15 protein-coding genes, 2 tRNA genes, 3 rRNA genes and 2 pseudogenes are annotated in these 26,999 nt (G+C 33.4%); 10 read left to right on the top strand and 12 right to left on the bottom strand.

What is annotated here, in order from left to right; genetic code table 11:
* Position 1: 1 nt before the first annotated feature.
* The 9 genes from AT682_RS00175 to pyrG all read right to left on the bottom strand — a co-directional run bounded on the left by AT682_RS00175 (position 2) and on the right by pyrG (position 11,989).
* Positions 2-1,399 (bottom strand): PDDEXK-like family protein, encoded by a 1,398-nt coding sequence (locus tag AT682_RS00175; RefSeq protein WP_002851933.1) that lies wholly within the window; start codon positions 1,397-1,399, stop codon positions 2-4.
* Positions 1,400-1,504: 105 nt separating this feature from the next.
* Positions 1,505-1,621 (bottom strand): 5S ribosomal RNA (gene rrf, locus AT682_RS00170).
* A gap of 234 nt (positions 1,622-1,855) precedes the next feature.
* Positions 1,856-4,762 (bottom strand): 23S ribosomal RNA (locus tag AT682_RS00165).
* Between the two features lie 537 nt (positions 4,763-5,299).
* Positions 5,300-5,376, bottom strand: a tRNA-Ile gene (locus AT682_RS00160).
* 8 nt (positions 5,377-5,384) lie between these two features.
* Positions 5,385-5,460 (bottom strand) — tRNA-Ala (locus tag AT682_RS00155).
* A gap of 102 nt (positions 5,461-5,562) precedes the next feature.
* A 16S ribosomal RNA gene (locus tag AT682_RS00150) occupies positions 5,563-7,075 on the bottom strand.
* The 16S, 23S and 5S rRNA genes sit together here with 2 tRNA genes alongside, the layout of an rRNA operon.
* Positions 7,076-7,667: 592 nt before the next feature.
* The gene (locus AT682_RS00145; RefSeq protein ID WP_215425903.1) at positions 7,668-8,699 is read right to left on the bottom strand and encodes a type II asparaginase; all 1,032 of its coding nucleotides are present in this window, start codon (positions 8,697-8,699) and stop codon (positions 7,668-7,670) included.
* Between the two features lie 100 nt (positions 8,700-8,799).
* Positions 8,800-10,371 (bottom strand): single-stranded-DNA-specific exonuclease RecJ, encoded by a 1,572-nt coding sequence (gene recJ / locus AT682_RS00140; protein ID WP_002883169.1) that lies wholly within the window; start codon positions 10,369-10,371, stop codon positions 8,800-8,802.
* Entirely contained in the window at positions 10,358-11,989 is a 1,632-nt protein-coding gene (gene pyrG, locus AT682_RS00135) for a CTP synthase (protein ID WP_002883168.1), read from the bottom strand. Before pyrG ends, recJ begins: the two co-directional genes overlap by 14 nt.
* Before the next feature lie 118 nt (positions 11,990-12,107).
* Here pyrG and thyX point away from each other — a divergent pair, with 118 nt between their 5' ends.
* A complete protein-coding gene (thyX, locus tag AT682_RS00130; protein ID WP_002883167.1) occupies positions 12,108-12,731 on the top strand; it encodes an FAD-dependent thymidylate synthase in 624 nt (207 codons plus the stop codon).
* A 119-nt stretch (positions 12,732-12,850) separates the two neighbouring features.
* The gene (locus AT682_RS00125) at positions 12,851-14,236 is read left to right on the top strand and encodes a cation:dicarboxylate symporter family transporter (RefSeq protein WP_002883164.1); all 1,386 of its coding nucleotides are present in this window, start codon (positions 12,851-12,853) and stop codon (positions 14,234-14,236) included.
* 38 nt (positions 14,237-14,274) lie between these two features.
* On the opposite strand, the gene nrdA is transcribed toward AT682_RS00125, so the two are convergent.
* Both nrdA and purB read right to left on the bottom strand, forming a co-directional pair.
* The gene (gene nrdA / locus AT682_RS00120; protein ID WP_002883162.1) at positions 14,275-16,644 is read right to left on the bottom strand and encodes a ribonucleoside-diphosphate reductase subunit alpha; all 2,370 of its coding nucleotides are present in this window, start codon (positions 16,642-16,644) and stop codon (positions 14,275-14,277) included.
* Positions 16,645-16,659: 15 nt separating this feature from the next.
* Entirely contained in the window at positions 16,660-17,988 is a 1,329-nt protein-coding gene (gene purB / locus AT682_RS00115) for an adenylosuccinate lyase (protein WP_002858787.1), read from the bottom strand.
* A gap of 78 nt (positions 17,989-18,066) precedes the next feature.
* Between purB and AT682_RS00110 the strand changes: the two genes are divergently transcribed.
* The 6 genes and pseudogenes from AT682_RS00110 to dsbI all read left to right on the top strand — a co-directional run bounded on the left by AT682_RS00110 (position 18,067) and on the right by dsbI (position 24,507).
* Positions 18,067-18,969, top strand: coding sequence for an RluA family pseudouridine synthase (locus AT682_RS00110; RefSeq protein ID WP_016818301.1), 903 nt, complete (start codon positions 18,067-18,069; stop codon positions 18,967-18,969).
* A gap of 112 nt (positions 18,970-19,081) precedes the next feature.
* Positions 19,082-19,960, top strand: a complete 879-nt coding sequence (locus AT682_RS00105; RefSeq protein ID WP_002883160.1) for a fumarylacetoacetate hydrolase family protein — start codon at positions 19,082-19,084, stop codon at positions 19,958-19,960.
* A 64-nt stretch (positions 19,961-20,024) separates the two neighbouring features.
* Positions 20,025-20,928, top strand: a pseudogene (locus AT682_RS00100) (cytochrome-c peroxidase).
* Positions 20,918-22,696, top strand: a complete 1,779-nt coding sequence (locus tag AT682_RS00095) for a methyl-accepting chemotaxis protein (protein ID WP_002865311.1) — start codon at positions 20,918-20,920, stop codon at positions 22,694-22,696. Before AT682_RS00100 ends, AT682_RS00095 begins: the two are co-directional and overlap by 11 nt.
* A gap of 105 nt (positions 22,697-22,801) precedes the next feature.
* On the top strand, positions 22,802-22,969 hold the full coding sequence (dba, locus tag AT682_RS00090; RefSeq protein WP_002779270.1) for a disulfide bond formation protein Dba: 168 nt from the start codon (positions 22,802-22,804) through the stop codon (positions 22,967-22,969).
* Positions 22,970-22,980: 11 nt separating this feature from the next.
* Complete coding sequence (dsbI, locus tag AT682_RS00085) at positions 22,981-24,507, top strand: disulfide bond formation protein DsbI (RefSeq protein ID WP_002882776.1); 1,527 nt, start codon at positions 22,981-22,983, stop codon at positions 24,505-24,507.
* 20 nt (positions 24,508-24,527) lie between these two features.
* On the opposite strand, the gene queC is transcribed toward dsbI, so the two are convergent.
* Complete coding sequence (queC, locus tag AT682_RS00080) at positions 24,528-25,202, bottom strand: 7-cyano-7-deazaguanine synthase QueC (protein WP_002880646.1); 675 nt, start codon at positions 25,200-25,202, stop codon at positions 24,528-24,530.
* Between the two features lie 76 nt (positions 25,203-25,278).
* Between queC and AT682_RS00075 the strand changes: the two genes are divergently transcribed.
* On the top strand, positions 25,279-26,505 hold the full coding sequence (locus AT682_RS00075; RefSeq protein ID WP_002882775.1) for an HD domain-containing protein: 1,227 nt from the start codon (positions 25,279-25,281) through the stop codon (positions 26,503-26,505).
* A 91-nt stretch (positions 26,506-26,596) separates the two neighbouring features.
* Positions 26,597-26,993, top strand: a pseudogene (locus tag AT682_RS00070) (DUF1440 domain-containing protein).
* The last annotated feature ends 6 nt before the right edge of the window (positions 26,994-26,999 follow it).

Raw genomic sequence — 26,999 nt, 5'->3', positions numbered from 1 at the left:
TTTAAGAATTTAATATATCATTAATACCTTTATATGCTTCCTGTATAGGTTTTTGAATAAAAAAATCATTTAAAATTTGAATAAAATCTTTTTTAGAATTTTGATTTTCAATCAACCAATAAATAAAAGCGTATTCTCCTTCTAATTTTTCATTGTTTATTAATTTATCACAATAATAGTGATTTTGATATTTTCTAACATTTTCTTCTTTTACATCTTTAAATAATTTTAAACATTCTTTATATTTTTCATTTTCTATATCTTCTTCATCATCATTTGAAATTTCAAATGTCAAACCAATAATATCATAGTATTTTTTTTTAAAATAAATATATATACATGGATATATGCTTTCATTCTTATAATCAATAGGATAAAATATAAACACACCATGATTAACACGATTTTCTTCTATTTTATTGCCGATAAAAGTTATATCACCTATTTTAATTTCCTTGTGTTCAAAACTATCAAAAAATTCTTCTATTATATATTCGCAGATGTTGCTCCATTTATGCTGGATAATATCTTTAGCTTTCTTATAGTTTTCTTCATTTAAATTTTTAAGCTCTGATTTGTTTTTGTTATATCTATATAAAATCATCGCATTTTTTAAATTTTGCATTTTTATATTGTTTTGAAAAATAAATTCTAGTACATCATCTCTTTGAGTATACTCATCTGTCATATACCATTGTAAAATACTTTTGTATTGATTTAGAGTAAAAATAATGTTTTGTATATCAAGAATAAATTTTTGATCTTTGGTTGATTTTTCTTCATATATTTTTATACACTCATCAATCCATTCCTTAATCCATATATAATCCATCTTCAAATAATAGCTAACATTATTTTCATTTTTATCTTTAATCAAATTTGTCTTTATTGTAAAATTTCCCAAACTATAATCACTAGGACTAGCACACTCATCTTGATGCAAATATATAGTCAATATGTTTTTATAACAATCTTTTATATTTTTGATATTTTTTCTTACAAAATTAATATAATCTTTCAATTGATTTTTTTGATCTTTTGCATAAATTTTATTTTCTATTATAATATATCTTTTATCACTTAATGTTATTAAAATATCTATCCTTCTATTATCTTTTATGCAGGCTTCTGTTTCTACGCTTTTTATATCTTCTATGTTTAAATTTTCAAATTTCGTATTTACTAAACTCTTACCAAGTTTTTCTAAAAATACCTTTGCAAAATTTTTTTGATAATGATCCTTATTTATATCAATTAAATAAGCTATAAATTTAGAATGATAATTTTCTTTTGTTTCAATATTCAAAGCATCAAATATATTTATATCACTCAAACCATTATTCACATCTTTTTCAAATTTAATATCTTCTTCAAGCAATCTTTCAATAAATTTTTCCATGTATCACTTTCCAAATTTTATACAATTTTACATGTAAATAAATTTTTAATTACAAACTAAAAAAACTGATTATTAATTTTATAGGCAAGTTAAGTAGAATTAACAAGTCCGCAATGAGCTACTTTCCCCCTGCCAGTAAGGCGTAGTATCATCACCCACGATGTGCTTAGCTTCTTGGTTCGGGATGGAGCAAGGCGTTTCCACATCTGTATAATCACGGACATTGTTATTTAAATATTCTTTGAAAGATTGAATTTAAGAATAAAGCCTAATCTTTTATTTCTTTACTTTTTTCTTATCTTTTATCTTTGATAAGTTTTTATATAGAATACTTAAAAAACAATGTTAAGAGCAAGTTCTAATACAAACTCTACTTGAAAGATTTCTACTAAACTCTAAATATTATCTATATTTAAAGTATTCTTAAAAACCTTAACAAGGAAGTGATGCTTTATTAAAGATAAGCCAAACGCTCTATTAGTACTGGTCAGCTAAAGGACTTTCATCCATTACACACCCAGCCTATCAAACTAGTAGTCTTCTAGAGAGCTTAGAGAAGATTCATCTTAGAGTTGGCTTCACGCTTAGATGCTTTCAGCGTTTATCCTTTCCAAACTTAGCTACGCTGCGATGCTCTTGGCAGAACAACAGCTACACCAGTGGTTTGTTCAACCCGGTCCTCTCGTACTAGGGTCAAATCTCTTCAATCTTCTTACGCCCACGGCAGATAGGGACCGAACTGTCTCACGACGTTCTGAACCCAGCTCGCGTACCGCTTTAAATGGCGAACAGCCATACCCTTGGGACCTGCTCCAGCCCCAGGATGCGATGAGCCGACATCGAGGTGCCAAACCTCCCCGTCGATGTGAGCTCTTGGGGGAGATCAGCCTGTTATCCCCGGGGTACCTTTTATCCTTTGAGCGATGGCCCTTCCACACAGAACCACCGGATCACTAAGACCGACTTTCGTCTCTGCTTGACTTGTATGTCTTGCAGTTAAGCTGGCTTATACCTTTATACTCTACGAACGATTTCCAACCGTTCTGAGCCAACCTTTGTAAGCCTCCGTTATTATTTGGGAGGCGACCGCCCCAGTCAAACTACCCACCAGACATTGTCCCACTTGAGGATAACTCAAGCTGGTTAGCTACCCAAATAAGAAAGAGTGGTATCTCAACAATGGCTCATATACAACTGGCGTCATATACTCAAAGCCTCCCACCTATCCTGCACATTCTTATCCAAGTAGCAGTGTCAAGCTGTAGTAAAGGTCCACGGGGTCTTTCCGTCTTGCCGCGGGTAGGAGGAATTTTCACCTCCACTACAATTTCACTGGATCCCTCTTTGAGACAGCTCCCATCTCGTTACGCCATTCATGCAGGTCGGTATTTAACCGACAAGGAATTTCGCTACCTTAGGACCGTTATAGTTACGGCCGCCGTTTACTCGGGCTTCGATCAAGAGCTTCGCTAATGCTAACCCCATCAATTAACCTTCGAGCACCGGGCAGGCGTCACACCCTATACATCCTCTTACGAGTTAGCAGAGTGCTGTGTTTTTGGTAAACAGTCGGGAGGGACTCTTTGTTGTAAGTTTCTTCGCTTTCGGAGTAAATCCTAATACAAAGCTAACCACACCTTATACCGAAGATACGGTGCTATTTTGCAGAGTTCCTTAAAGAGAGTTCTTCCACGCGCCTTAGAATACTCATCCCACCCACCTGTGTCGGTTTACGGTACGGGCAACATTAGCTAAACTTAGAAACTTTTCTTGGCTCGACGGCATCAGGGGTTCTTCTATCCATCCGAAGACTTCAAAAAGCCTTTCAGTTCTCGGAGTATTGTTATACGGATTTTCCTGTATAACCTCCTACGACCTTAGACTAGCACTTCCATCCGCTAGCCCCCTTAGCCCTAAGCGTCCTTCCATCGCACACTAATGTTGGTATTGGAATATTAACCAATTTGCCATCGTCTACCCCTTTCGGACTCGACTTAGGACCCGACTAACCCTACGATGACGAGCATCGCGTAGGAAACCTTGGGTTTACGGCGTTAATGATTCTCACATTAATTATCGCTACTCATGCCTGCATGCTCACTTCTATTCGCTCCAGCACTCCTTACCGGTATACCTTCGACGCAAATAGAACGCTCTCCTACCACTTAGTAAACTAAGTCTACAGCTTCGGTACTTACTTTAGCCCCGTTATATTTTCCGCGCAAAATCACTAGACCAGTGAGCTATTACGCTTTCTTTAAAGGATGGCTGCTTCTAAGCCAACCTCCTGGTTGTTTAAGTAACTTCACATCGTTTTCCACTTAAGTAAGATTTAGGGACCTTAGCTGGTAGTCTGGGTTGTTTCCCTCTTGACGACGGATTTTATCACTCGCCGCCTGACTGCTGTGATTACATATAAGGTATTCGGAGTTTGATAGGGTTTGGTACATTGGTGTATGCCCTAGCCCATTCAGTGCTCTACCCCCTTATATTACGACACAACGCTATACCTAAATATATTTCGGAGAGAACCAGCTATCACGAAGTTTGATTGGCCTTTCACCCCTATCCACAAGTCATCCCGGGGCTTTTCAACGCCTATGGGTTCAGTCCTCCACTAGTTCTTACACTAGCTTCAACTTGCTCATGGATAGATCACTTCGTTTCGGGTCTGCAGCATCTGACTAAGCGCCCTATTCAGACTCGCTTTCGCTACGGCTTCGCGTTTGCTTAACCTTGCCAGACACCACAACTCGCAGGCTCATTATGCAAAAGGCAGTCCATCACACTGTATTGCTACATAGTGCTCTGAATGATTGTAAGCAAATGGTTTCAGGTTCTATTTCACTCTGATCACCTCAGTTCTTTTCACCTTTCCCTCACGGTACTTGTGCACTATCGATCTGGTATTAGTATTTAGGGTTGGATCGTGGTCGACCCGGATTCAGACAGGATTCCTCGTGTCCCGCCCTACTCAGGATACTGCTAGCTAAGCTTTGTTTTTCGCATACGGGACTATCACCCTCTATGGCTATACTTTCCAGAATGTTCTGCTAAACTCAGCTCTTGCACATTGCAGTCCTACAACCCCCAGTGCAAGCACTGGGTTTGCCCTCTTGCGCTTTCGCTCGCCGCTACTGACGCAATCTCTATTGATTTCTTTTCCTGAGGGTACTAAGATGTTTCAATTCCCCTCGTTCGCTCCTATATAGGTAATGTATATCTCTATACATTGGGTTGCCCCATTCGGAAATCTACGGATCAAAGCTTCTTGACAGCTCCCCGTAGCTTATCGCAGTCTAGTACGTCCTTCATCGCCTTTACCAGTCAAGGCATCCACCATTCGCTCTTAGTAGCTTACCTTTTTTTACCTTTTATTATTGATTCTAAAACGCATCACTTCCTTGTTAAAGTTTTTATGATAAGACTTCTTTATCTTAAGACGGAAAGCATTCAAACACTTAATATAAAACTAAATGATTTAGTCTCAACTAAGCTGTGAGTTTGAAACTTGTCTTTAATTTATAAATCTTAAATCTAATATTCTCTTTATTATAGAAATAAAGATAATTAAAAGATATAAGTTAAACCAAAGAAAAGATAAATAGGTTTTATCCTTTAACAAGTCCTGTAAAATTGTTTTTATTAAAACTTGCTTGTGACTCTTAACAATGATAATTAAAAAGAACATTTAGGTTTAAAACCTAAAGGAAGCATATATATTAAATAATCTCATTATAAATATAAATACATAATGTATATGTTATTTATATTTATTAAAGTATATTCTTTTATAGTTAAAGATAAAAATAAATCTAAGTATAGAGTTTGTATTTTATATTTAATCTACTTTATATACTTGCTTTAGATTTTAAAGCTTTTTTATTCAAATCTTTTTTATGGTGGGCCTAACAAGACTTGAACTTGTGACCTCACCCTTATCAGGGGTGCACTCTAACCAGCTGAGCTATAGGCCCTTAATAGATGGTGGAGAATAGCGGGATCGAACCGCTGACCTCCTGCGTGCAAAGCAGGCGCTCTCCCAGCTGAGCTAATTCCCCATAAACAATTAGCTTTATCATCAATCTTTGAAATCTAAACAAGAATCAATTGAGTTTATATATTGAAGTAATAGTTGTGAGACTTATTACTTTGTACTCTAGAAAGGAGGTGATCCAACCGCAGGTTCTCCTACGGTTACCTTGTTACGACTTCACCCCAGTCGCTGATTCCACTGTGGACGGTAACTAGTTTAGTATTCCGGCTTCGAGTGAAATCAACTCCCATGGTGTGACGGGCGGTGAGTACAAGACCCGGGAACGTATTCACCGTAGCATGGCTGATCTACGATTACTAGCGATTCCGGCTTCATGCTCTCGAGTTGCAGAGAACAATCCGAACTGGGACATATTTTATAGATTTGCTCCACCTCGCGGTATTGCGTCTCATTGTATATGCCATTGTAGCACGTGTGTCGCCCTGGGCATAAGGGCCATGATGACTTGACGTCGTCCACACCTTCCTCCTCCTTACGAAGGCAGTCTATTTAGAGTGCTCGGCCGAACCGTTAGCAACTAAATACGTGGGTTGCGCTCGTTGCGGGACTTAACCCAACATCTCACGACACGAGCTGACGACAGCCGTGCAGCACCTGTCTCTAAGTTCTAGCAAGCTAGCACCCTCATATCTCTATAAGGTTCTTAGGATATCAAGCCCAGGTAAGGTTCTTCGCGTATCCTCGAATTAAACCACATGCTCCACCGCTTGTGCGGGTCCCCGTCTATTCCTTTGAGTTTTAATCTTGCGACCGTACTCCCCAGGCGGTACACTTAATGCGTTAGCTGCATTACTGAGATGACTAGCACCCCAACAACTAGTGTACATCGTTTAGGGCGTGGACTACCAGGGTATCTAATCCTGTTTGCTCCCCACGCTTTCGCGCCTTAGCGTCAGTTGAGTTCCAGCAGATCGCCTTCGCAATGGGTATTCTTGGTGATATCTACGGATTTTACCCCTACACCACCAATTCCATCTGCCTCTCCCTCACTCTAGACTATCAGTTTCCCAAGCAGTTTAATGGTTAAGCCATTAGATTTCACAAGAGACTTGATAATCCGCCTACGCGCCCTTTACGCCCAGTGATTCCGAGTAACGCTTGCACCCTCCGTATTACCGCGGCTGCTGGCACGGAGTTAGCCGGTGCTTATTCCTTAGGTACCGTCAGAATTCTTCCCTAAGAAAAGGAGTTTACGCTCCGAAAAGTGTCATCCTCCACGCGGCGTTGCTGCGTCAGGGTTTCCCCCATTGCGCAATATTCCCTACTGCTGCCTCCCGTAGGAGTCTGGACCGTGTCTCAGTTCCAGTGTGACTGATCATCCTCTCAGACCAGTTAAGCGTCATAGCCTTGGTAAGCCATTACCTTACCAACTAGCTGATACTATATAGTCTCATCCTACACCGAAAAACTTTCCCTACTCAACTTGTGTTAAGCAGGAGTATAGAGTATTAGCAGTCGTTTCCAACTGTTGTCCTCTTGTGTAGGGCAGATTAACTATACCTTACTCACCCGTGCGCCACTAATCCACTTCTAGCAAGCTAGAAGCTTCATCGTTCGACTTGCATGTATTAGGCACGCCGCCAGCGTTCACTCTGAGCCAGGATCAAACTCTCCATAAAAATTATAGATAGTTTAATCTTTTTCTTCAAAGAAAAAGTTATGAAAGATTAAAAGAAAAGTTTTTAATCTTTTTAATTATTAGATTGAATAGATTTTACATAATTGCTTATGCCTAAATCTTTCTGGCTCAATCGATCACTTATTTAGATTTCAAAGATTGACTAATAAGATTTGAATAACAATACTAATTTAAAAGAACAAAACAAAAAACCATTTTTAAAAGAAAAGTTTTTAAATTAAAAAACAAGATTTATAAAAAAGCTTTTAGTTTATAAGATAAAAACCAAAAGAGTTAATTTATAAAATCTACTAAGCTAGTGAAACTTTATAATTTAAAAGATTTTAAGTCCTTTTTTCAAAAAAGGAAATGAAAGTATAACCAATTAAACTTAAAAGGGGATTAAATAAAGGATTAAATAGTATAAATATTTGTGTAAGTATTTATATTAAGTATTTGGTGGGTTGAAAAATGGGGGGGGGGTATATTTTAATGATAATAAAAAATGCAAGATATAATATACTATTATTTAGGATTAAAAGGCTTGACTTAGGGAAGATAAATTCCCTAAGTTTAGAAATATTTAAAAAATTTTAATATTTTAAAAAATACTCTTGAATTTTTTTAGGATCACTTGTTTTTGTAAGCGCTAACATAAGTAAAACTCTTGCTTTTTGAGGATTTAAATCTTCAGCACTAATAAAACCTAATTTTTTATCTGAATCACTCACAGCAACACGACCTGCTACAACCCTTGAACTTACAACAACATCAAGTCCTTTTTTCATAAGCTCTTTTAAAACATTTTTTTGATCTTCATGTATACTTCCTGCACCACTACCTGCAACAACTATACCCTTAGTTCCATGTTCAAATAAAGCTTTTGCAGCGACACCACTACCATCATTTGAATAGCTATAAAGAATATCTACTTTTGGCAAACTTGTGAGTTTGCTTACATCAAAAGGAGCGTTTTTTGTGTGTGCTTTAGCAATATTATTATAGAAAAAGACTTTACCATCTACTATATAACCCAAATCCCTAAAATCAAGAGAAGAGAAAGCATCAACATTTAAACTATGGGTTTTTACCACACCTCTAGCACTTAAAATTTTATCATTCATAGCTACCATAACACCCTTGCCCTTAGACTCTTTATCAGCAGCTAATGCTACAGCATTGTAAAGATTTTTTGGTCCATCTGCACTTATAGCAGTTGATGGACGCATAGCACCAACTAAAACTACAGGCTTATCACTTTTAATGGTTAAATTTAAAAAATAAGCAGTTTCTTCCATGGTGTCAGTACCATGAGTTATAACCACACCATCCACCCCTTCAGCAAAAAGCTTATTGATTTCTTTGACAAGCTTTAGCCAAATTTCATCACGCATATTTGAACTATCGATATTTGCTATTTGTTCCCCGCTAATATTAGCTAAATCTTGAATTTGTGGAACCGCTTTGATTAAAACATCTACACCAACAACCCCAGCTGTATAACCTGTTGTGGCAACAGCGCTATCAATAGAACCTGCTATCGTTCCACCTGTTGCTAAAATAGCAATCTTTGGTTTAGCTTCTGCCATACATGCTCCTATAGATAAAAATACTAATACACACAATAGTAACTTTTTCACAATTCTCCCCTTATTTTGTTAAAATTGGTTTCATTAATGAAACTTATACAATATTAATAAATAATAAATAAAAATTTTATAAATTTTATAAAATTTCTTTAATAACAAATTGTGGAGTTACTAATCCTCTAAATTCATTCTTAGAAATACTTCCAAGCAAAGAAATATTTTGATTCAATTCTGGCTCTTTATCAAAATTAAAAAATAAAGCTTCTATGGTTTTATTTTCCTTGGTTAAAATAAGCTTTAAGTGTTTTTCATCTTTACCTAGAAGTTTTTTATTTTTTACACAAAGATTTTCTAAAACAAAAAAAGGTCGTGGATTTTTATGTCCAAAAGGTTCAAAAGATTCTAAAATTTCAAGCATTTCAAAATCAATTTCACTAGGTTCTAAGATTCCTAAAATTTCATCCGTATCCAAAAATTCACTTTCAGAAATTTGCGAACATTCTTTTTTGATTTTATTTTTAAATTGTTCAAAATTTTCAGAGTTTAAACTGATTCCAGCAGCGCCTTTATGACCACCATAATTGCTTAATATAGAATTTGTCTTAGAAATTAAAGCTAAAATATCAATCTTGCCAACACTTCTTGCGCTACCTTTTAAGTGTTCTTCATTTTGAGAAAATACAAAAGCAGGTTTATTAAAATGTTTAGCTAAACGACTTGCCACAATCCCTAAAACCCCTTCATGCCAATTTAAACCCGATACCACAATACAAGAATCGTTTTCATCGATTTGATTTAAACTATCTTCAAAAAGCTGTTTTTCTTCATCTTTACGACTTTCATTAAAACTAACAATTTGCTCTAGATATTCTAAAGCTTTATTAAAATCTTTAGTGTGTAAAAATTCATAAGAAATACTTGCATCATCCATTCTTCCAGCACTATTTATAAGTGGAGCAATTAAAAATCCTATATTATCAAGAGCAAATTTATCCTTTTGATAATAATGCTTAATAGCCCTAAAAGCAGCCCTTTTAGATTTGTTAATATGATCTATACCACGCCTTACTAAAGCACGATTTAAATCTCTAAGTTCCATCATATCTGCAATAATCGCAATCGCCAAAAGTTCTAAAAATTTACACATGTCATATTTAAGCTTGCACACCTCTTTTAAAGCCGCTATCAAATACCATGCAACTTGAGCTCCACAAATTTCAATTTCTGGAAAATCACAATCTTTTTGCTTTGGATTGATAATGGCAAAAGCATCAGGTAAAACATCTTGAGGCATATGATGATCAGTGATAATCAAATCTATATTTTTTTCTTTACAGAGTTTGGCTGCTTCAAGAGCAGCTATTCCATTATCTACTGTTATTATTAAATTTACATCAAGTTCGTTGATGATCTCAGCATTTAATCCATATCCATCTTTAAAACGATTTGGAATTCTTATAATATAATCAAAACCTATATCATCGAAAAATTCTGCCATAATAACACAAGAAATGATTCCATCAACATCATAATCTCCTACTATGGCGACTTTCTCATTTTTTTCTACAGCTTCTTTGATGCGATTAGCTGCTTTATATGCATCCTTTAAACAGCATGGCAAAGGCAGATCACAAAGTTTGGTATGCAAATCTTTTTCAAAGCGTGAAGCCAAAATTTTTTTAATTTCATTTTTATTAATTATCTTCATAGTTTATAGCTGCCTTGATAAAACTGCAAATCACAGGATTAACATGCTCAAGTCTTGATGTAAATTCTGGATGAAACTGCACAGCCAAGAAAAAAGGATGACAGTTAAGCTCAACCGCTTCGATCAATCCTTTGCTTTCACCACTTACAATCAAACCGTGTTTTTCAAAATCTGCTCTATATTTTGGATTTGCTTCATAGCGATGACGATGGCGTTCTTTTACACTTTTTGCTTCATTATAAACCTTAGCCAAAAGGGATTTTTCCTTGATATCACATTTATAAACCCCTAAACGCATAGTTCCACCTAAAGGAGTTTTTGCAGTACGAATTTGTTTTTCTCCATTTGTATCCATAAATTCATCAATCAAATAAACCACAGGATTTTGGCATTTTTCATTAAATTCACTTGAATTTGCATCTTTAAGTTTTAATACATTTCTAGCAAATTCCACCAAAGCAAGCTGCATACCTAAACAAATTCCTAAAAAAGGAATTTTATTTTCTCTTGCGTATTGAATGGCTTTTATCTTACCTTCTATACCACGATATCCAAATCCCCCAGCAACCAAAATTCCACTCACATCTTTAAATACTTCAGCACTTTCCATATTTTCAAGTTTTTCACTATCTACCCATTTTAACTCCACTTTAGTATCTAGGGCTGCACCTGCGTGTATAATAGCTTCAGTAAGGCTTTTATAGCTTTCTTTTAAATCCACATATTTGCCTACAAAAGCGATTTTAACTTCATTACTTGGAGCTATAACTCTTTTTACCAAAGAGTCCCAATTTTCCATATTAGGTTTTAAATTTTTCAAATCCAAAATTTCAGCAATAGGATTTAAAATATCTTGCTTTAAAAAATTAAGTGGAATTTGATAAATACTAGCCGCATCAACACTTTCTATCACGCAATTTTTTTCCACCCCACAAGAAATAGCAATTTTATCTTTTAAATCCCTATCAAGAGCTTTTTCACTACGACAAATAATCATATCAGGACTAATACCTATGCGTCTTAACTCGCCTACACTATGTTGAGTTGGCTTTGTTTTTAATTCCCCTGCAGCTTTAATAAAAGGTACTAGAGTAAGATGAATATTCATAGCATTATTTTTACCCACCTCCAAACGCAAAGCACGAATGGCTTCTAAAAAAGGCAAGCCTTCTATATCCCCAACAGTTCCACCTATTTCAACGATGAGTATATCTTTGCCCTCTCCTGCTTTTTTAATGCGATCTTTGATTTCTCCTACTATATGCGGGATAACTTGAATGGTTTTGCCAAGATATTCTCCACGCCTTTCTTTTTCAATCACACTTTGATAAACGCGTCCTGTAGTGAAATTATTATCTTGAGATAAACTCTCATCCAAAAAACGCTCATAATGCCCCAAATCAAGATCCGTTTCTGCTCCATCATCAGTTACAAAAACTTCCCCATGCTCAAAAGGACTCATAGTACCTGGATCGACATTGATATAAGGATCAGCTTTTAAAATACTCACTTTAAGTCCTGAATTTTTTAAAAGTGTTGCGATAGAAGCAGCAGCTATTCCTTTACCTAAAGAACTTAAAACTCCACCTGTTACAAAAATATATTTTGTTTGTTTCATTGATAATAAGCCTTATTTTTTTATCTAATTATAGCTTGATAAAACTTTTTATTTCATTAGAATTTTAAGTAAAAAATGCAAGAATTACAAAAAATATTTTTATCAAAAAGGAATAAGCATGCAAATCACTTTACTTTTTCACACTCCATTATCTGTTTGTTCTCATGCAACAAGAACTTGTTGGCAAAGCTTTGAAAAAGGCGATTGCGGTGGCGAAAAAGATAAAGAACTTATCGATCGTGTGGGTAATAAATTCAAACACGCTTCAACCTTAGAGCATTTAAACTATACTTTTTATATACAAGGGATTTCAAGAGCTTGTTTGCAAGAAGTCGCAAGACACCGTCACACTAGTCCTAGTGTAAAAAGCACGCGTTATACCTTAAAAGAACTTCGCAATGAAGGTGAGTTTAAAATAGGAGATTTTAAAAATGCAAGCCGTTATCTTGTGCTTTGCGGTAATGAAGAGGTTGATAACGCAAGCATTAAAGCCTTAGAAAATTTACGCACTATTTTACAAAAAAGCATTAGTCTAGATATAGCCAAATACTGCTTACCAGAAAGCTATAAAACCGAACTTACACTAACGATTAATGCAAGAAGTTTACAAAATTTCATTTCTTTGCGTAGTTCAAAATCAGCTCTTTGGGAGATTAGAAATTTAGCAAATGCTTTATTTGAAGCCTTACCACAAGAACACAAATTTATATTTGAACATTGCCTACATAAAGATATAGAATAAATCATACTAATTTTATCTTATTTAAAATATTTTTATGTTACCATTTATAAAATCAAGCTTTATGCAAGTATATTTTCATATACCTTGTGCTTGATTATAGTTTCTTATAAGGACTTTTTATGGATAAACAATTTTTTCAAGATTTTCTAATGCTTTCACAAGCTCATACTATAGCTACTCTTGCTATACTTTGTGTTGTTTTTTACGCATTAAAAAAAATGCGGGATATAAAAATCAATTTTTCTCTTCGCATGCTATTTGCGCTTTTAATGGGTTTGGGGTTTGGTTTTGCTTTGCAATATTTGGCAAATTTTCCAGATGCTAAAGAAGCAAGTAATATTCTTTGGTATAGCGAAACAAAACATTGGTTTGCATTTGTAAGTTCTGTTTTTGTAGCTTTTATAAAAATGCTGGTTGTTCCTCTTGTAAGCATTTGCATTATAAAAGTAATTATAGAAATTGATAAAAATATCAAAATATCCTCCTTGCTTGGAATAAGTCTTTTTTGGATACTCTTTAGCACAGCCATAGCTGCAACCTTGGGTATATTTTTAGGTTATAGTTTTGATTTAGGAAGTAATTTTGCTATATATGAAGAAAATAAACAAATTCGCGAAATTCAAACTTTTTCAAATATTATACTAGGGCTAATACCTAGCAACATCATTGCAGCTATTAATAAAGAAAATATTATAGCTATTGTCATTTTTTCTTTTTTTATAGGAATTAGTGCTAAAAAAATTTCTAAAAAAGAAGAGTATGAACAAGCCTTTAAAAGTTTTCATAATTTTATCCTAACCTTTTATAATATTATGATGAACATGACTGCTACAGTTATTAGATTTATGCCTTATGCTGTAGTTTGTATGATGGCTAATGTGCTTTTAAGCAATGGTTTTGAAGCTATCAAAACAGCTGGACTTTTTATAATGCTTATTTATATAGCTATGTTAATGATGTTCGGGGTGCATTTTTTACTTCTTGCTTCACAAGGGCTAAACCCTATAAAATATGCAAAAAAAGCATTTCCTGTATGGTTATTTGCATTTAGCTCAAGATCTTCTTTGGGCACTTTGCCTATGACTACTTCAACTTTGCAAAATAAATTTGGAGTTAATTCAGCTATAGCTAATTTTGTAGCATCTATAGGTACAACAACAGGACTTAATGGTTGTGCGGGATATTTTCCAGCTTTAGCGGCAGTTTTTGTAGCTTTTGCTACACATACACATATTGATTTTACATTTGCTTTAATGATAGTTTTGGTAGCTGTTATTGGATCCTTGGGTATAGCTGGGGTACCTGGAAGCGCAACTATGGCAGCTTCTATTATGCTAGCAGGGATTGGATTTGGTAATAATTTTGTCATGCTAAGTTTGATTTTAGCCATAGATCCTATTATAGATATGGCAAGAACAGCAAGCAATGTCTCAGGAGCTATGACTTCGGCACTTTGTACTGCAAAAAATCTAAAAGCCCTAGATAAAGAAATTTACAATTCTTAATCTTTTAAAACCCAATGCTTTTCATTGGGTTTTAGTATTTATTGGCAACCTTCACATTCTATGCTACGATCTGCAACATTGACTTTTTCACTATCAGGGCTTTCACTTCTTAAATAATAAGTAGATTTTACTCCAAGCTCCCAAGCGAGTTGATAAATTTCATTTAAATATCCCCCACTTGCTTTATCAAGTGATAAAAAGATATTTAAACTCTGCCCTTGATCGATCCATTTACCACGCACAGCAGCAGCCTTTACAAGAATTTTTTGATCAAGTTCGTAGGCTGGAGTATAGTATTGCCAAGTATCAAGGCTTAAATTTGGCACAACAACAGGTATCATACCACTTAAATTTTGTTCAAACCACTTTCTTTTGTAAACAGGTTCTATAGTCTGAGTAGTACCCACCAAGATAGAAATAGAAGAAGTAGGCGCAATGGCCATCAAATAACCATTTCTCATACCATCTTTTTTAACTTTTTCTCTAAGTTTAACCCAGTCGCATTCACTTTGATCAAATAAGCCTTCTCTTAAAGTTAAAGCTTTAGCCTTAGGACTTGCTACATCAATAGGAAAAATCCCCTTGCTCCAATTTGATCCTTCAAAATCTTCATAAGAACCTTTTTCAAGAGCTAAATTTGAACTCGCATTAATAGCTTCAAAGCTAATTTGCTCCATAATCTCATCGATTTTATTTAAATGCTCATCGCTTCCCCAATGAATCTTAGCCTCAGCAAGCATTTGTGCCTCACCCATGACTCCAAGACCTATGGCGCGAGATTTTAAATTTGTATCTTTTACTTTTCTATGAGGATAAAAATTTAAATCAATTACATTATCAAGCATACGAATAGCAGTTGGTACAACACGCTCTATATCTTCTTTAGTATACACTTTGCTAAGATTTATACTTGCTAAATTACAAACAGCTGTTTTTCCATCATTTTTATATTTTTCCACTATATAAACTTTATTACCATCAATACTATCTAAAGTTGAGATTTTTTTGGCTGGTTTTTCATATCCCCCATCGATCACAACTTTTTGTTCTTCATCAAAATGAAGCTCATCTCCATTTTCAAAAACTACTTTGATTTGATAATAATTTGGCTCGGTATTTTGAAAAATTTCAGTACATAAATTTGAACTTCTAATAATTCCTACATGAGCATTTGGATTTGCTCTGTTAGCACTATCTTTAAAGCATAAAAATGGCAAGCCTGTTTCAAAATAATTTAGCAAAATTTTCTTCCAAAGCTCTTTAGCTTCTACGATTTCTTTGGTAATGCTTTCATCTTTTTCATATTCTTCATAGCGTTTTTCAAAAGCCTCGCCATATAAATCACACAAATCCGCTGTATCTGCAGGATCAAAAAGAGTCCATTTATCATTAGCTCTTACTCTTTTCATAAAAAGATCATTGATCCATAAAGCAGGGAAAAGTTCATGAGCACGGCGTCTTTCTTCGCCTGAATTTTTACGCAAATCGATAAAATCACTTATATCCATGTGCCAAGGTTCTATATAAACGGCTATAGCCCCTTTTCTGGTTCCTAGTTGATCTACTGCCACGGCAATATCATTAGTAATTTTCAAGAAAGGTATAATCCCTCCTGCGGCATTTTTATGCCCATCTATGCTTCCACCCATAGCACGCACTTTAGACCAATCCCAACCTATACCACCACCAAATTTAGAAAGCAAAGCCATTTCTTGATAAGAATCAAAAATACCTTCAATATTATCAGGGGTTGATCCTATATAACAAGAGCTAAGCTGATGGCGTGTTGTTCTTGCATTAGATAAAGTCGGAGTTGCAAGCATGAGTTCAAATTTAGAAATAAGATCGTAAAATTTCTTCGCCCATTCTTGAGGATTAAATTCATTCTGCGCTAAAAACATCGCAATGGCCATAAACATTTGCTGAGGAAGTTCTATAGGCATACCTTTACTATCTTTAATCAAGTATCTATCATATAAAGTTTTAATACCAAGATAAGTAAACTGCATATCGCGTTCAGGTTTAATATAAGCATTTAAATCATCTAAATCATATTTTTCTTTAAGACCAAGTAAAATTCTTCCTTCTTTTTCACCTTTTTCAAAATACTCACACAAATGATTATAGCGATTCATACCATTAACTTTTTTATATAAATCAAATAAAAAAAGTCTAGCTGCAACAAAGGTCCAATTTGGACAATCAATATCTATCTTATCTACTGCAGTTTTAATTAAAGTTTTTTGAATTTCTTCAGTTGAAATTCCATCACGAAATTGAATCTTTGCATCGAGTTCAAGTTCGCTTAAATTCACACCCTCTAAATCCTTTACAGCATCAGAGGTGCATTTTTTGATCTTAGAAATATCCAATTCTTCTGTACGACCATTTCTTTTAATAACTTTCATTGCCTTCCTTGCTTTTTATTTAAATGTTCTTTTAAAAATTGCATCAACATTTTTTGTATAGTAGTTATAATCGAAACATTTTCTTACATCCTCTTCGCTCAAACTTTTTCTTAAATCTTCATCGCTTAAAAGCGCTAACAAAAACAAACTTTCATTTTTTTCATTGATAGCAGCCTTGCCATTTTGCAAATCTGCCCAAACTTTCATAGCGTTTCTTTGAACTATTTTATAAGCTTCTTCACGACTAATGCCTTTAAATGGAAGCTCTAAAAGCACCCTCCCTGAAAATACAAGCCCGCCTGTAAGATTTAAATTTTTCATCATATTTTCAGGATAAACCAAAAGCTTATCAATCAAATTTGTAAGACGCATAAGCATAAAATCAGCCGTGATAAAAGCATCAGGCAAAATAAATCTTTCAACACTAGAATGAGATATATCTCTTTCATGCCAAAGTGCAACATTTTCTAAAGCTGGAGTTACAAAAGATCTAAGCACACGACAAAGCCCTGTGATATTTTCACTTAAAACAGGATTTCTTTTATGCGGCATAGCTGAACTTCCCTTTTGTCCTACACTAAAATACTCTTCAGCCTCATAAACTTCAGTTCTTTGAAAATGTCTTATGGCTACAGCGATTTGCTCACAACTTGAAGCTAAAATCGCAATAGCAGAAATAACCTGAGCATAACGATCTCTTTGAATCACCTGATTTGAAACAGGAGCGGCCTTAAGACCTAAATTTTTACAAACTTCTTCTTCAAATTCTAAAGGAGCATGAGCAAAATTTCCCATTGCACCGCTGATTTTTCCATAGCTTATCACTTCTTTTGCATGTTCTAAAAGCTCTTTTGCATGCAAAATTTCATCATACCAAATAGCTAACACCAAACCAAAAGTGATAGGCTCTCCATGAATTCCATGACTTCTTCCTACCATTAAGGTGTTTTTATGCTCCAAAGCACGCTTTTTGATCACTTCTAAAAGCAAAGAAACATCTTCTAAAATAAGCTCCAAACTCTCTTTTATCTGTAAAGCAACAGCTGTATCTATACAATCAGAACTTGTCATTGCATAATGCACAAAACGACTCTCTTCTCCCAAACTTTCACTTACACTTGTCAGAAAAGCTATAACATCATGTTTTGTGGTTTTTTCTATTTCGTCTATTCTTGCAATATCAAATTTTGCATTTTTAAGAATTTTTTCGCAGTCTGTGTCATTAATGAGACCGAGTTTATTCCAAGCTTTTACAGCGGCTAATTCTACTTTTAACCACGCATCGTATTTTGCTTGCATGTCCCATTTTTTAGCCATGATTTCTCTGCTATATCTTTCAACCATCTTTGAAACCTTTTTAGCTATAATTTTATATTTTAAAAAAACAGGAATTATATCAAATTATCCTAAGAAAGTTATTAAATGGCCTACATAAAAATAAAACTCTCAAACAATGGAAAAAAGGCGTTTCAAGTCCTTATGGAAAATTTAAAAATTAGCATAAATGAAGCACAAAAACTCATAGACAAAAAAAGACTTTTTTGTGATGGAATTTTAGTAGAAGAAAAGAATAAAATTTTAAATGGTTTAGTAGAGCTTATAGTCTATGAAAACAACCCCAAAGGAGTAGAAATTGTCTTTGAAAATGAAGACTTTGCCATACTTGAAAAAGAAAGTGGAATCTTAAGCCATCCAAATGGTAGACATTGCAAATACAGTCTTAGTGATGAAATTTGGCATCTTTGGGGAAAAGAAGCTTGCGTAGCACACAGGCTCGATAAAGAAACGAGCGGACTTATACTTATAGCCAAAAATAAAAAAGCACAGATTGATCTTAAAGCTTTGTTTGAAAAAAAACTAGTTCAAAAAGAATACCTTGCTCTAGCTCATGGAAAAATAGAAGAAAATTTTATAGTTGATAAAGCTATAAATTTAACTAAAAACTACGATGATGTAAAAACAAGAATGCAAATTTGCAAAGAAGGAAAACAAGCTATCACTGAATTTGAAATTTTAGAATATTTTCCTAAAATCAACGCTACTCTTTTACTTTGTAAACCCTTAACAGGTAGACAACACCAAATAAGAGTACATTTACACTATAAAAACCATACCATTTTAGGCGATCCACTTTATGGGCTTAGCAAAGAACAAATCGAAAATATTTTAGATGAAAAATTAACCCCCAAAGAACGCTTAAAACTTACAGGTGCCTTGCGTTTGTGTTTGCATTCTTATCGTTTGAAATTTCAATATAAAAATCAAAATTTTGATATCAACTCAAAAATAAACATAAAAGAAATTTTCAACAATTCCATAAAATAAAATAATGTTTCACTACGCTACAATCAATCACTTTTTTACCAAATTTTAAAACAAAAAAATAATTCTTGCTAAAACTTTAAGTATAATTAAATAAAAAAGCGAGATTTTCCAAATGAAATTTGTTAATTTTATACAGGGTCAAAAACCAGGTCTAGGAGTGCTAAATTCTAGTGGAAAAATTGTAAGTTTTGATGATCTTGGCATTGAAACTAACGATATGAATGAATTTATTATCCATTTTGATAAATTTAAACACAAGCTTACAGACTTGGATTCTAAAATAGCCTATGAAATTCCACAAGAAAATTATCTAGCCCCTATTATAGAACCTCGCCAAGATATTATATGTCTTGGGATTAATTTTTTAGATCATGCCAAAGAATCTGCCAAATTTAAGGGTGAAAAATTTGAAGAAAGAGAATATCCTGTATATTTTGGAAAACGCTGCAATCAAGCTACGCCACCTTTTGGCGATATACCTTTACATGCAGATGTAACTTCTCAGCTTGATTATGAATGTGAGCTTGCATTTATTTTAAGTAAAGATGCTTATAAAATCAAAGCTAAAGATGCAAAAGATTATATCTTTGGCTATACTATTATCAATGAAATTTCAGCTCGCGAACTTCAAAAACGCCACAAACAATTCTACCGAGCAAAAAGTCTTGAAGGTAGCACTATAATGGGACCTTATATCACAAGCGTAGATGAAATTTCTTATCCTCCTAAACTCCAACTTCAAAGCTATGTCAATGATGAACTACGCCAAAACTCTAACACTCAATTGTTTATTTTTGATATTGCTTATGTCTTAGAAGAACTTAGTGCAGGCATGCTTTTAAAAGCTGGAAGTATTATATCTATGGGAACTCCTAGTGGAGTAGGTATGGGGTTAAATCCACCTACTTTTTTAAAATCAGGAGATAAAGTACGTTGCGTTATAGAAAATTTAGGAGAACTTTGTAATAAAATAAAAAATATCAATTATTAAATAATTTACTAAAATTATACTATAATGGCATTTTAAAAACTTAAATTAAGGCAAAAAATTTATCATGAAAAAAATAATAATGATTTTATGTTTATCTTATGCAAATATAGTCTTTGCAGTAGATATGATAACCCCTATTCCAAATTCCATCTCTTATGATAAAGAAAAAGCTGAACTTGGAAAAAGTCTTTATATGGATAAAAGTTTATCTAAAGATGGAAAAGTTTCGTGCAATACTTGCCATAGGCTTGATCAACACGGTGTTGATGGGCTTGAATTTTCAATAGGAGTTGATAATCAACTCGATAAACCCTTTAACACTCCTACAACCTTTAATTCTGTGTTTAATTTTGTGCAATTTTGGAATGGCAGAGCTAAAGATTTAACAGAACAAGCTATGGGACCTTTTTTCAATCCAAAAGAAATGGGGCTAAGTCCTGAACTTCTTTTACAAAAAGTTAATTCAAATGAAAATTATGTAAAAACTTTATGGAGAAGTTACAGTAGAAAACATAGCTCTTGCAGTTGCTGAATTTGAAAAAACCTTAATCACCCCAAATTCTCCTTTTGATCGCTATCTTAGCGGGGATCAAAATGCTATTTCAACTCAAGCTAAAAAAGGTTACGAAGATTTTAAAGCTAATGGCTGCATCTCTTGTCATCAAGGTCAAAATATAGGTGGGAATATGTTTCAAAAAATCGGTATTTTTGAAGAATACCCAAACCAAGAAGATTTAGGGCGCTATGAAATCACAAAAAGAGAAGCTGATAAAATGATATTTAAAGTTCCTAGTCTTAGAAATATAGCCAAAACCGCACCTTATTTTCATGATGGATCTATACCTACTTTAGATGCTTGTGTTCAGTTTATGGCTTACTATCAACTAGGAAAATTTTTAGATCAAGAAACAGTTGACAATATAGTTGCATTCTTAGAAAGCTTAACAGGAGAATATCATGACAAATAAAAAAAGTTCATTTTTGATAAAATTTATTATTTTATCTACACTAGTTTTAGCTTTCATTCTTGTTTTATTAGGTATTATTTTTAATAACTATTCTTCATCTAAAGATAATAAAGAATTGATAAACATAGTTCAACAACTAGAAATTTCAGATGAAAAAATCAATTCTGTTTTTCAAAATAGTTTTAATTTTATCAACTACGATCCAAGTGTTCAAGCGATAAAAAAAATGCAAGAAAACTTTACAAAACTTAAAACTTTTGGGATTGACATAAACAAAGCAGAAGAAATTTTTAATGCCAAACTAATCCAGCTTAATTATTTTAAATCCGCAAATTCCATAGCAGTAAATTCAAAACTTTATTTATTTGAACTAGCTAAAAATTATTTTGAAGAATTGGAACAAAACCATGAAACAAATAAAAACAACTATAAAACAATGAGTTCTATGTTAAGCGTTCTTTCAACTGAAAATATTTTACAAAAAACAACACTAAATCAACTCAACAATCTTATGAAAGAAATCAAAAATGATACAAAAAGTGAAAATTTACAACTTTTTTTAAAACACTATAACATGATTGTAAAGCAAATTTCTATTATGCAAGATAATTCTTCTATTTATGAGAATAATTCTCTCATGAAAGAGTTAAAACAACTTAACACTTTTACCCAAAATACTATAGAACAATCTAATTTATTTAAATTTTATATCGCTTTAGCAGTATTTGGAATTACTCTTGTATTATTTGTATTTTTTATTTTATTAACACTAAAAAAAGTCATCATGCCAATTCATACTTTAGAAAAACTAAGCGCTAATTTAGCTAGCAAAGAAGCCAATCTACACTCTCGTTTAAATATAGATCCAAAAAGTGAGCTTGGACAAAGTGCTCAATATATTAATTCATTTATTTCCACCGTTCAAAACTCAATCATAGAAGCCATAGAAAATGCTAAATCAAGTCATCAAAATTCACAAAAACTCAAAAACAACTCTATGATGCTTGAAAACAGCTCTAATTCGCAACATGAACAAATTCAAGGAGTTAAAGAAATCACTCATGTTTTAGATGATCATATCAATCTTGCGGGAAATTTAGCACAAGAAAGTATAGAAAATATGCAAGATATGCACATACTGATGGATAAGGTAGAACTTACTCTATCTGAACTTGTAAATTTAATAAATGAAAACAATGAAAAAGAACAAAATATAGTAGCCAATATGGACAATCTAACCCAAAGTGCGGATAATATTATAGAAATCACAAACTCCATTAAAGACATAGCTGATCAAACTAATTTACTTGCCCTAAATGCAGCTATCGAAGCTGCAAGAGCAGGCGAACATGGGCGTGGATTTGCTGTTGTAGCCGATGAAGTTGGACAGCTTGCTGATAAAACAAGTAAATCTCTTTTAAACATCAATGCTACTGTTAATACTATAGTCCAACAAATCAATGACAACAAAGCCTTAATGGATCTTATCCATGATTCTATGAAAGAAACCTCTTCAAAAACCAATGATTTACAACAAGAACTTGTAAATTCTATGCATAAATTGGAAAGCTCTATAGAATCAACCCAAACCATGAAAGATAAAAGCATGGAAGTAAAAGATAAAATGCTTATCTTAGGAACAAATATAGATAAAGTTAACGAACTTGCAAATTCTGTTAAAGATTTATCATGCGAAATCAATAACATCTCTCAAAATGTTCTAAATGGTGCTTCTAAACTCTCTGAAAAATTAAGTAGCTTTCAGTAACTTTTTTCGTGTTAATTTAAATTAACACGAAATTTTAATAAAAAATTTATTTTTAATTTATGTTTTTCAAGTAAAATTAGCAGTTTTTATTTCAAAGGAGATACTATGGAGTTTCTTGAACTTTTATTAGTTTTAATCGCCTTGATACTGATTATCAAAAAACCAGAAAAAGAAAATTTGGCTTTTGGTTTGGTAATGGTAGCTTGGCTTTTAATGGTTTTTTTCTATGTTGGCCACAAAACAGGCGCACTATTAACAATAATGAATCTGTAAGGAAGGGCTAAATGAACGAAATCAATAAAACAAAAAATTTCTACACACTAATGTGTTTAGCAGGCTTTTTGATTATACTCTTGCCTGTAGGTATTGCAAATTTGATATTTGGTTATATGTTGGGCGATAGTCCTTGCACGCTTTGCTGGGGACAAAGAGAAGCAATGATCTTTATCGGTGTAATGGCGCTTTTCATTGTTCGTTATGGTATGAAAGGTAAATACCTTGCTGCTCTTTTAATCATGACAGCAGTAGGGCTTTATCAATCTTTTGCTCACTATGGTAATCACGCTCATAGAGATTTAGATCAAGGTTTTGGTTTAGCAGTTTTTGGTATCCATACTTATTTTTGGGCTGAAGTAGTATTTTGGGCTGTTGTATTGCTCTTAGGTGTGATTTTTGCTTTTGCTCCTAAATTTAATGCTTTTGAAGCTGAACTAAATGGAGAAAAGTTTAGAAAATATACTAAATTTAGCTTTGCAGCAGTTTTAATCAGTGCTATCATCGTAGCATCAAATGTTTTCCAAGCCTTTGTTAGCACAGGTATTCCTCCTTATGTAGGACAAGGCGATCCTGTAAGATTTAGTTTAAATCCAAAATACATCATTTGGAGTAAAGAAGGTTGGAATGGTTTATGGCAAAATATTTCTTTCTTAGGAAAACGCGATGTTAAAGCTCCTGATTATGCTTTTGCACCTGCAAGTGAAAAACTTGGCATAAAATTTGATAATGATATCAACAATGCTCCATTTGCAAAAATCAATGATGAGCTTAAAATCACAAATGAACAAACCATAAATTTTGACAAAGCCATCAATACTCTTGATTATATCAATAACGAATTTGTAGCAAGTTCTAAATGGGATGTAGCTTTCTTAGATAATAATTTTAGCGCTAAAGAAGGTTTTGAACTTGATCCTTATTTTTCAGCTACTATTGATCCAATCATCGGTATCATACCTTATATGAACGATAAATTCATTCTTATGGGCTCAAACAAATCTTTCTTAAGATTTGCAAAAAATCCTAATGCAAGTGAAGAAGATATCGCTAAACAATACGCTGATTTTGTAAAAGGTAATGATAAATTTAAAGGCCAAGGCGAAGGTTTAGGTCGTGGAAGACTTGATACTGTAAGAGCGAAATTTAACCATGTAGCAAGCATGACTACAGATGGAAATTATCTTTATCTTGCAACTGTTCCAAACAACAAAGACACTAAAACTTTTGTAATCTCTAAAGTTGCTTTAAAAGATCGTGTTCTTTCGGGAGAATTTACTCCAAAAGCAAATCTTAAAGAAGGTAAAACTTTAGGTGATCTTTATGTAACTTCTATGACTTTTAAAGATGGGGAAATTTATGCACTTAGCAAAAATCACAATGTAATTGCCGTAATTGATCCAGTTAAGGAAGAAGTAGTAAAAACTATCGCTTTCCCAAGCTCTATCACTAATGCTAGAAGCATTTTCTTTAAAGATGGAAAAATCAACATTCTTTCTTATCAAGATGGAGCAAACAAGCTTTATACTCTAAACTAAGCTTTAAGTCCTAGTGAAAACTAGGACTTATATTTGATCTTATCTTTAAATCCTGCTTTTTCAAAACCTCTTAAACGAAGCAAACAACTATCGCACTCCCCACAAGCTTCATCTTCACTCTCATAACAAGACCAAGTAAGTTCTAAAGGTACATTTTCTTTTAAGGCTAGTTCTACAATTTTAGCTTTGTTTAGTCTAACAAGCGGAGTTTTTATACAAACTTTGAAATTCTTACTCGTACCTTCATTGATAAATTCTTGTGCCTTTTGTATAAACTCATCAGTACAGTCAGGATAACCACTGCCATCTTCTTCTACCACCCCTATAAAAATACTCTCACAATTTTCCTTTTCAGCCAAAGATCCTGCTATACTTAAGAAAATTCCATTGCGAAAAGGCACATAAGTGATAGGTGGAGTATCGCTTATGCAAAGCTCATTTTTAGGGATGTCTATACTTTTATCGGTTAAGGCATTGCCCCCTATATCTTTGATAAAACTCACATCTAAAATATAAGATTTTTCTACTTTTAAAGCCTTGCAAATTTGCTTAAAACATTCTCTTTCTTTTTCTTGAGTGCGTTGTTCATAATCAAAATGCAAAGCGATGATTTCATAACCTTCTTTTTTGGCTAGATAAGCACACAAAGTGCTATCCATACCACCACTTATAATACAAAGTGCTTTTTTACTCATTTTTATCCTTAAATTTGCTATAATTTCGCAATTTTAACGAAAATTTTTAAATTTAAATTGCAAAAAAGGCAAAAGCATGATAAACATAAAACTCATAGAACACATTTTTAAAGCCGCTTCTATCAGTCGTTGGAATGATTATCCAAGAATGGCAAATTTGGTTGAACTTGACAAACAAGCTCATAAATTCATCATTGCATATTTTATCGCTAAAATGGAAAAAGATGTGGATATGAGAGTGATTATAGAAGGGGGAATTTTTGAGTTTTTAAGTCGTGTGGTAGTAACCGATATACGCCCTGATGTATATCATGAAATCGTGCGTCAAAAAAAAGCTGAAGTTAATGCTTGGGTTTTAAGCAAAATCGAACCTATGATAGAAGATATAGAAGATGGGGAATTTCTAAAGCGTTTTGAAGCGTATTTAAACGGCAATGCTTACGCTAAAGAAAAGCTTATCTTAAAAGCGGCTTCGTATTTTGCTACAAGATGGGAATTTAACATAGTTTATCAAACCTCAGCTTTTTTAAATGATATTGATGAGATTAAAAACAAAGTTGAAGAAGAATTAGAAGATTACTATGAGCTTATAGGAGCTAGAAAAATCGCTTTAAATCAAAAAATTGCAAAAATCATCGATCTTAGCGGAAGACTTCGCTTTCAAAAGCGTTGGGCTCAAACTCCACGCATACCAGAAACCGCGGTTTTAGGACATATGCTTGTGGTGGCGATTTTAGGATATTTTTACTCACTAAAAATAAAGGCTTGTGATAAAAGACTTGAGAATAATTTTTATTGTGCTTTATTTCATGATTTGCCAGAGTCTTTAACGCGTGATATTATCAGCCCTGTAAAATACGGCATTGATGGGCTTCATGATATTATAAATGATTATGAAATGAAACTGATCAATGAAAGAATTTTACCCTTTGTGCCTGAGGGTTTAAGGGCTGAATTTTCTTATATCTTAGGCATTAGAGAGGGCAGAAGCAATGAAGCAAGTTTTGTCAAAAATGAATTTGAAAATCGCACCTATAAAAATGCCAAAATCGAGCTTTGTAGCGGAAGCTTAAGCTCTTTTAATCAAAATGAATTTGGAGCGATTGACGGCAAAGCTTTAAAATACTGCGATAAAATCGCTGCTTTTATCGAAGCAGGGCTTAGTATAAGCTATGGAGTAAAGTCTAAAGAACTTGAAAGCGGTTTTTTAGGAATGCATGAGTTTTTTAAAGAAAATCCTACTATAGATGGGGTGAATTTTTTTGAAATTTGTGAAAGTTTAAGAGAGTATTTTAAAATTTAAATAAGATTTTTATACTTCTATTTTCAATATGTTTTAAATAAAAATATTATAATTTCAAATTTTATTTTGTATAAAACATAAAGGAGTTATTATGAAAAAATACTTTCAAAAGTGCTATACTTTAGCCTTTTTTATAGGTATATTAGCGGGTATTTTCGGAGCTATTGTTAAATGGGGTTGGGAAGTACCTTTTCCTCCAAGAAATCCCAATGTTTTTTGGCCAGCAGATGCTTTAGAACGTGTTACTCCACCTAAAATTTTTCTAGAACAACTAGGCTTACCTACTGAAAGGTGCAGTTTTTGGATTTTTTGTTTATCTTTTTGCCCATGTTATTGTAATGCCTTTAATTGCAGAAGTTCCACCACTTTGTGAAATTCCTTTTGATGAACACCTGTCTGAAATTTTTGGACATATTGTTTGGCTGTGGGGCATGGAAATAGTTCGTAGAGATATAAGAAATCGTATAACCAAAGAAATAGAAGAATGAAAGGTT

Source organism: Campylobacter jejuni (assembly GCF_001457695.1).
GTDB lineage: Bacteria > Campylobacterota > Campylobacteria > Campylobacterales > Campylobacteraceae > Campylobacter_D > Campylobacter_D jejuni.
Note: the sequence above shows the minus strand (reverse complement) of the source record. Positions and strands in the feature narration are given on the sequence as shown.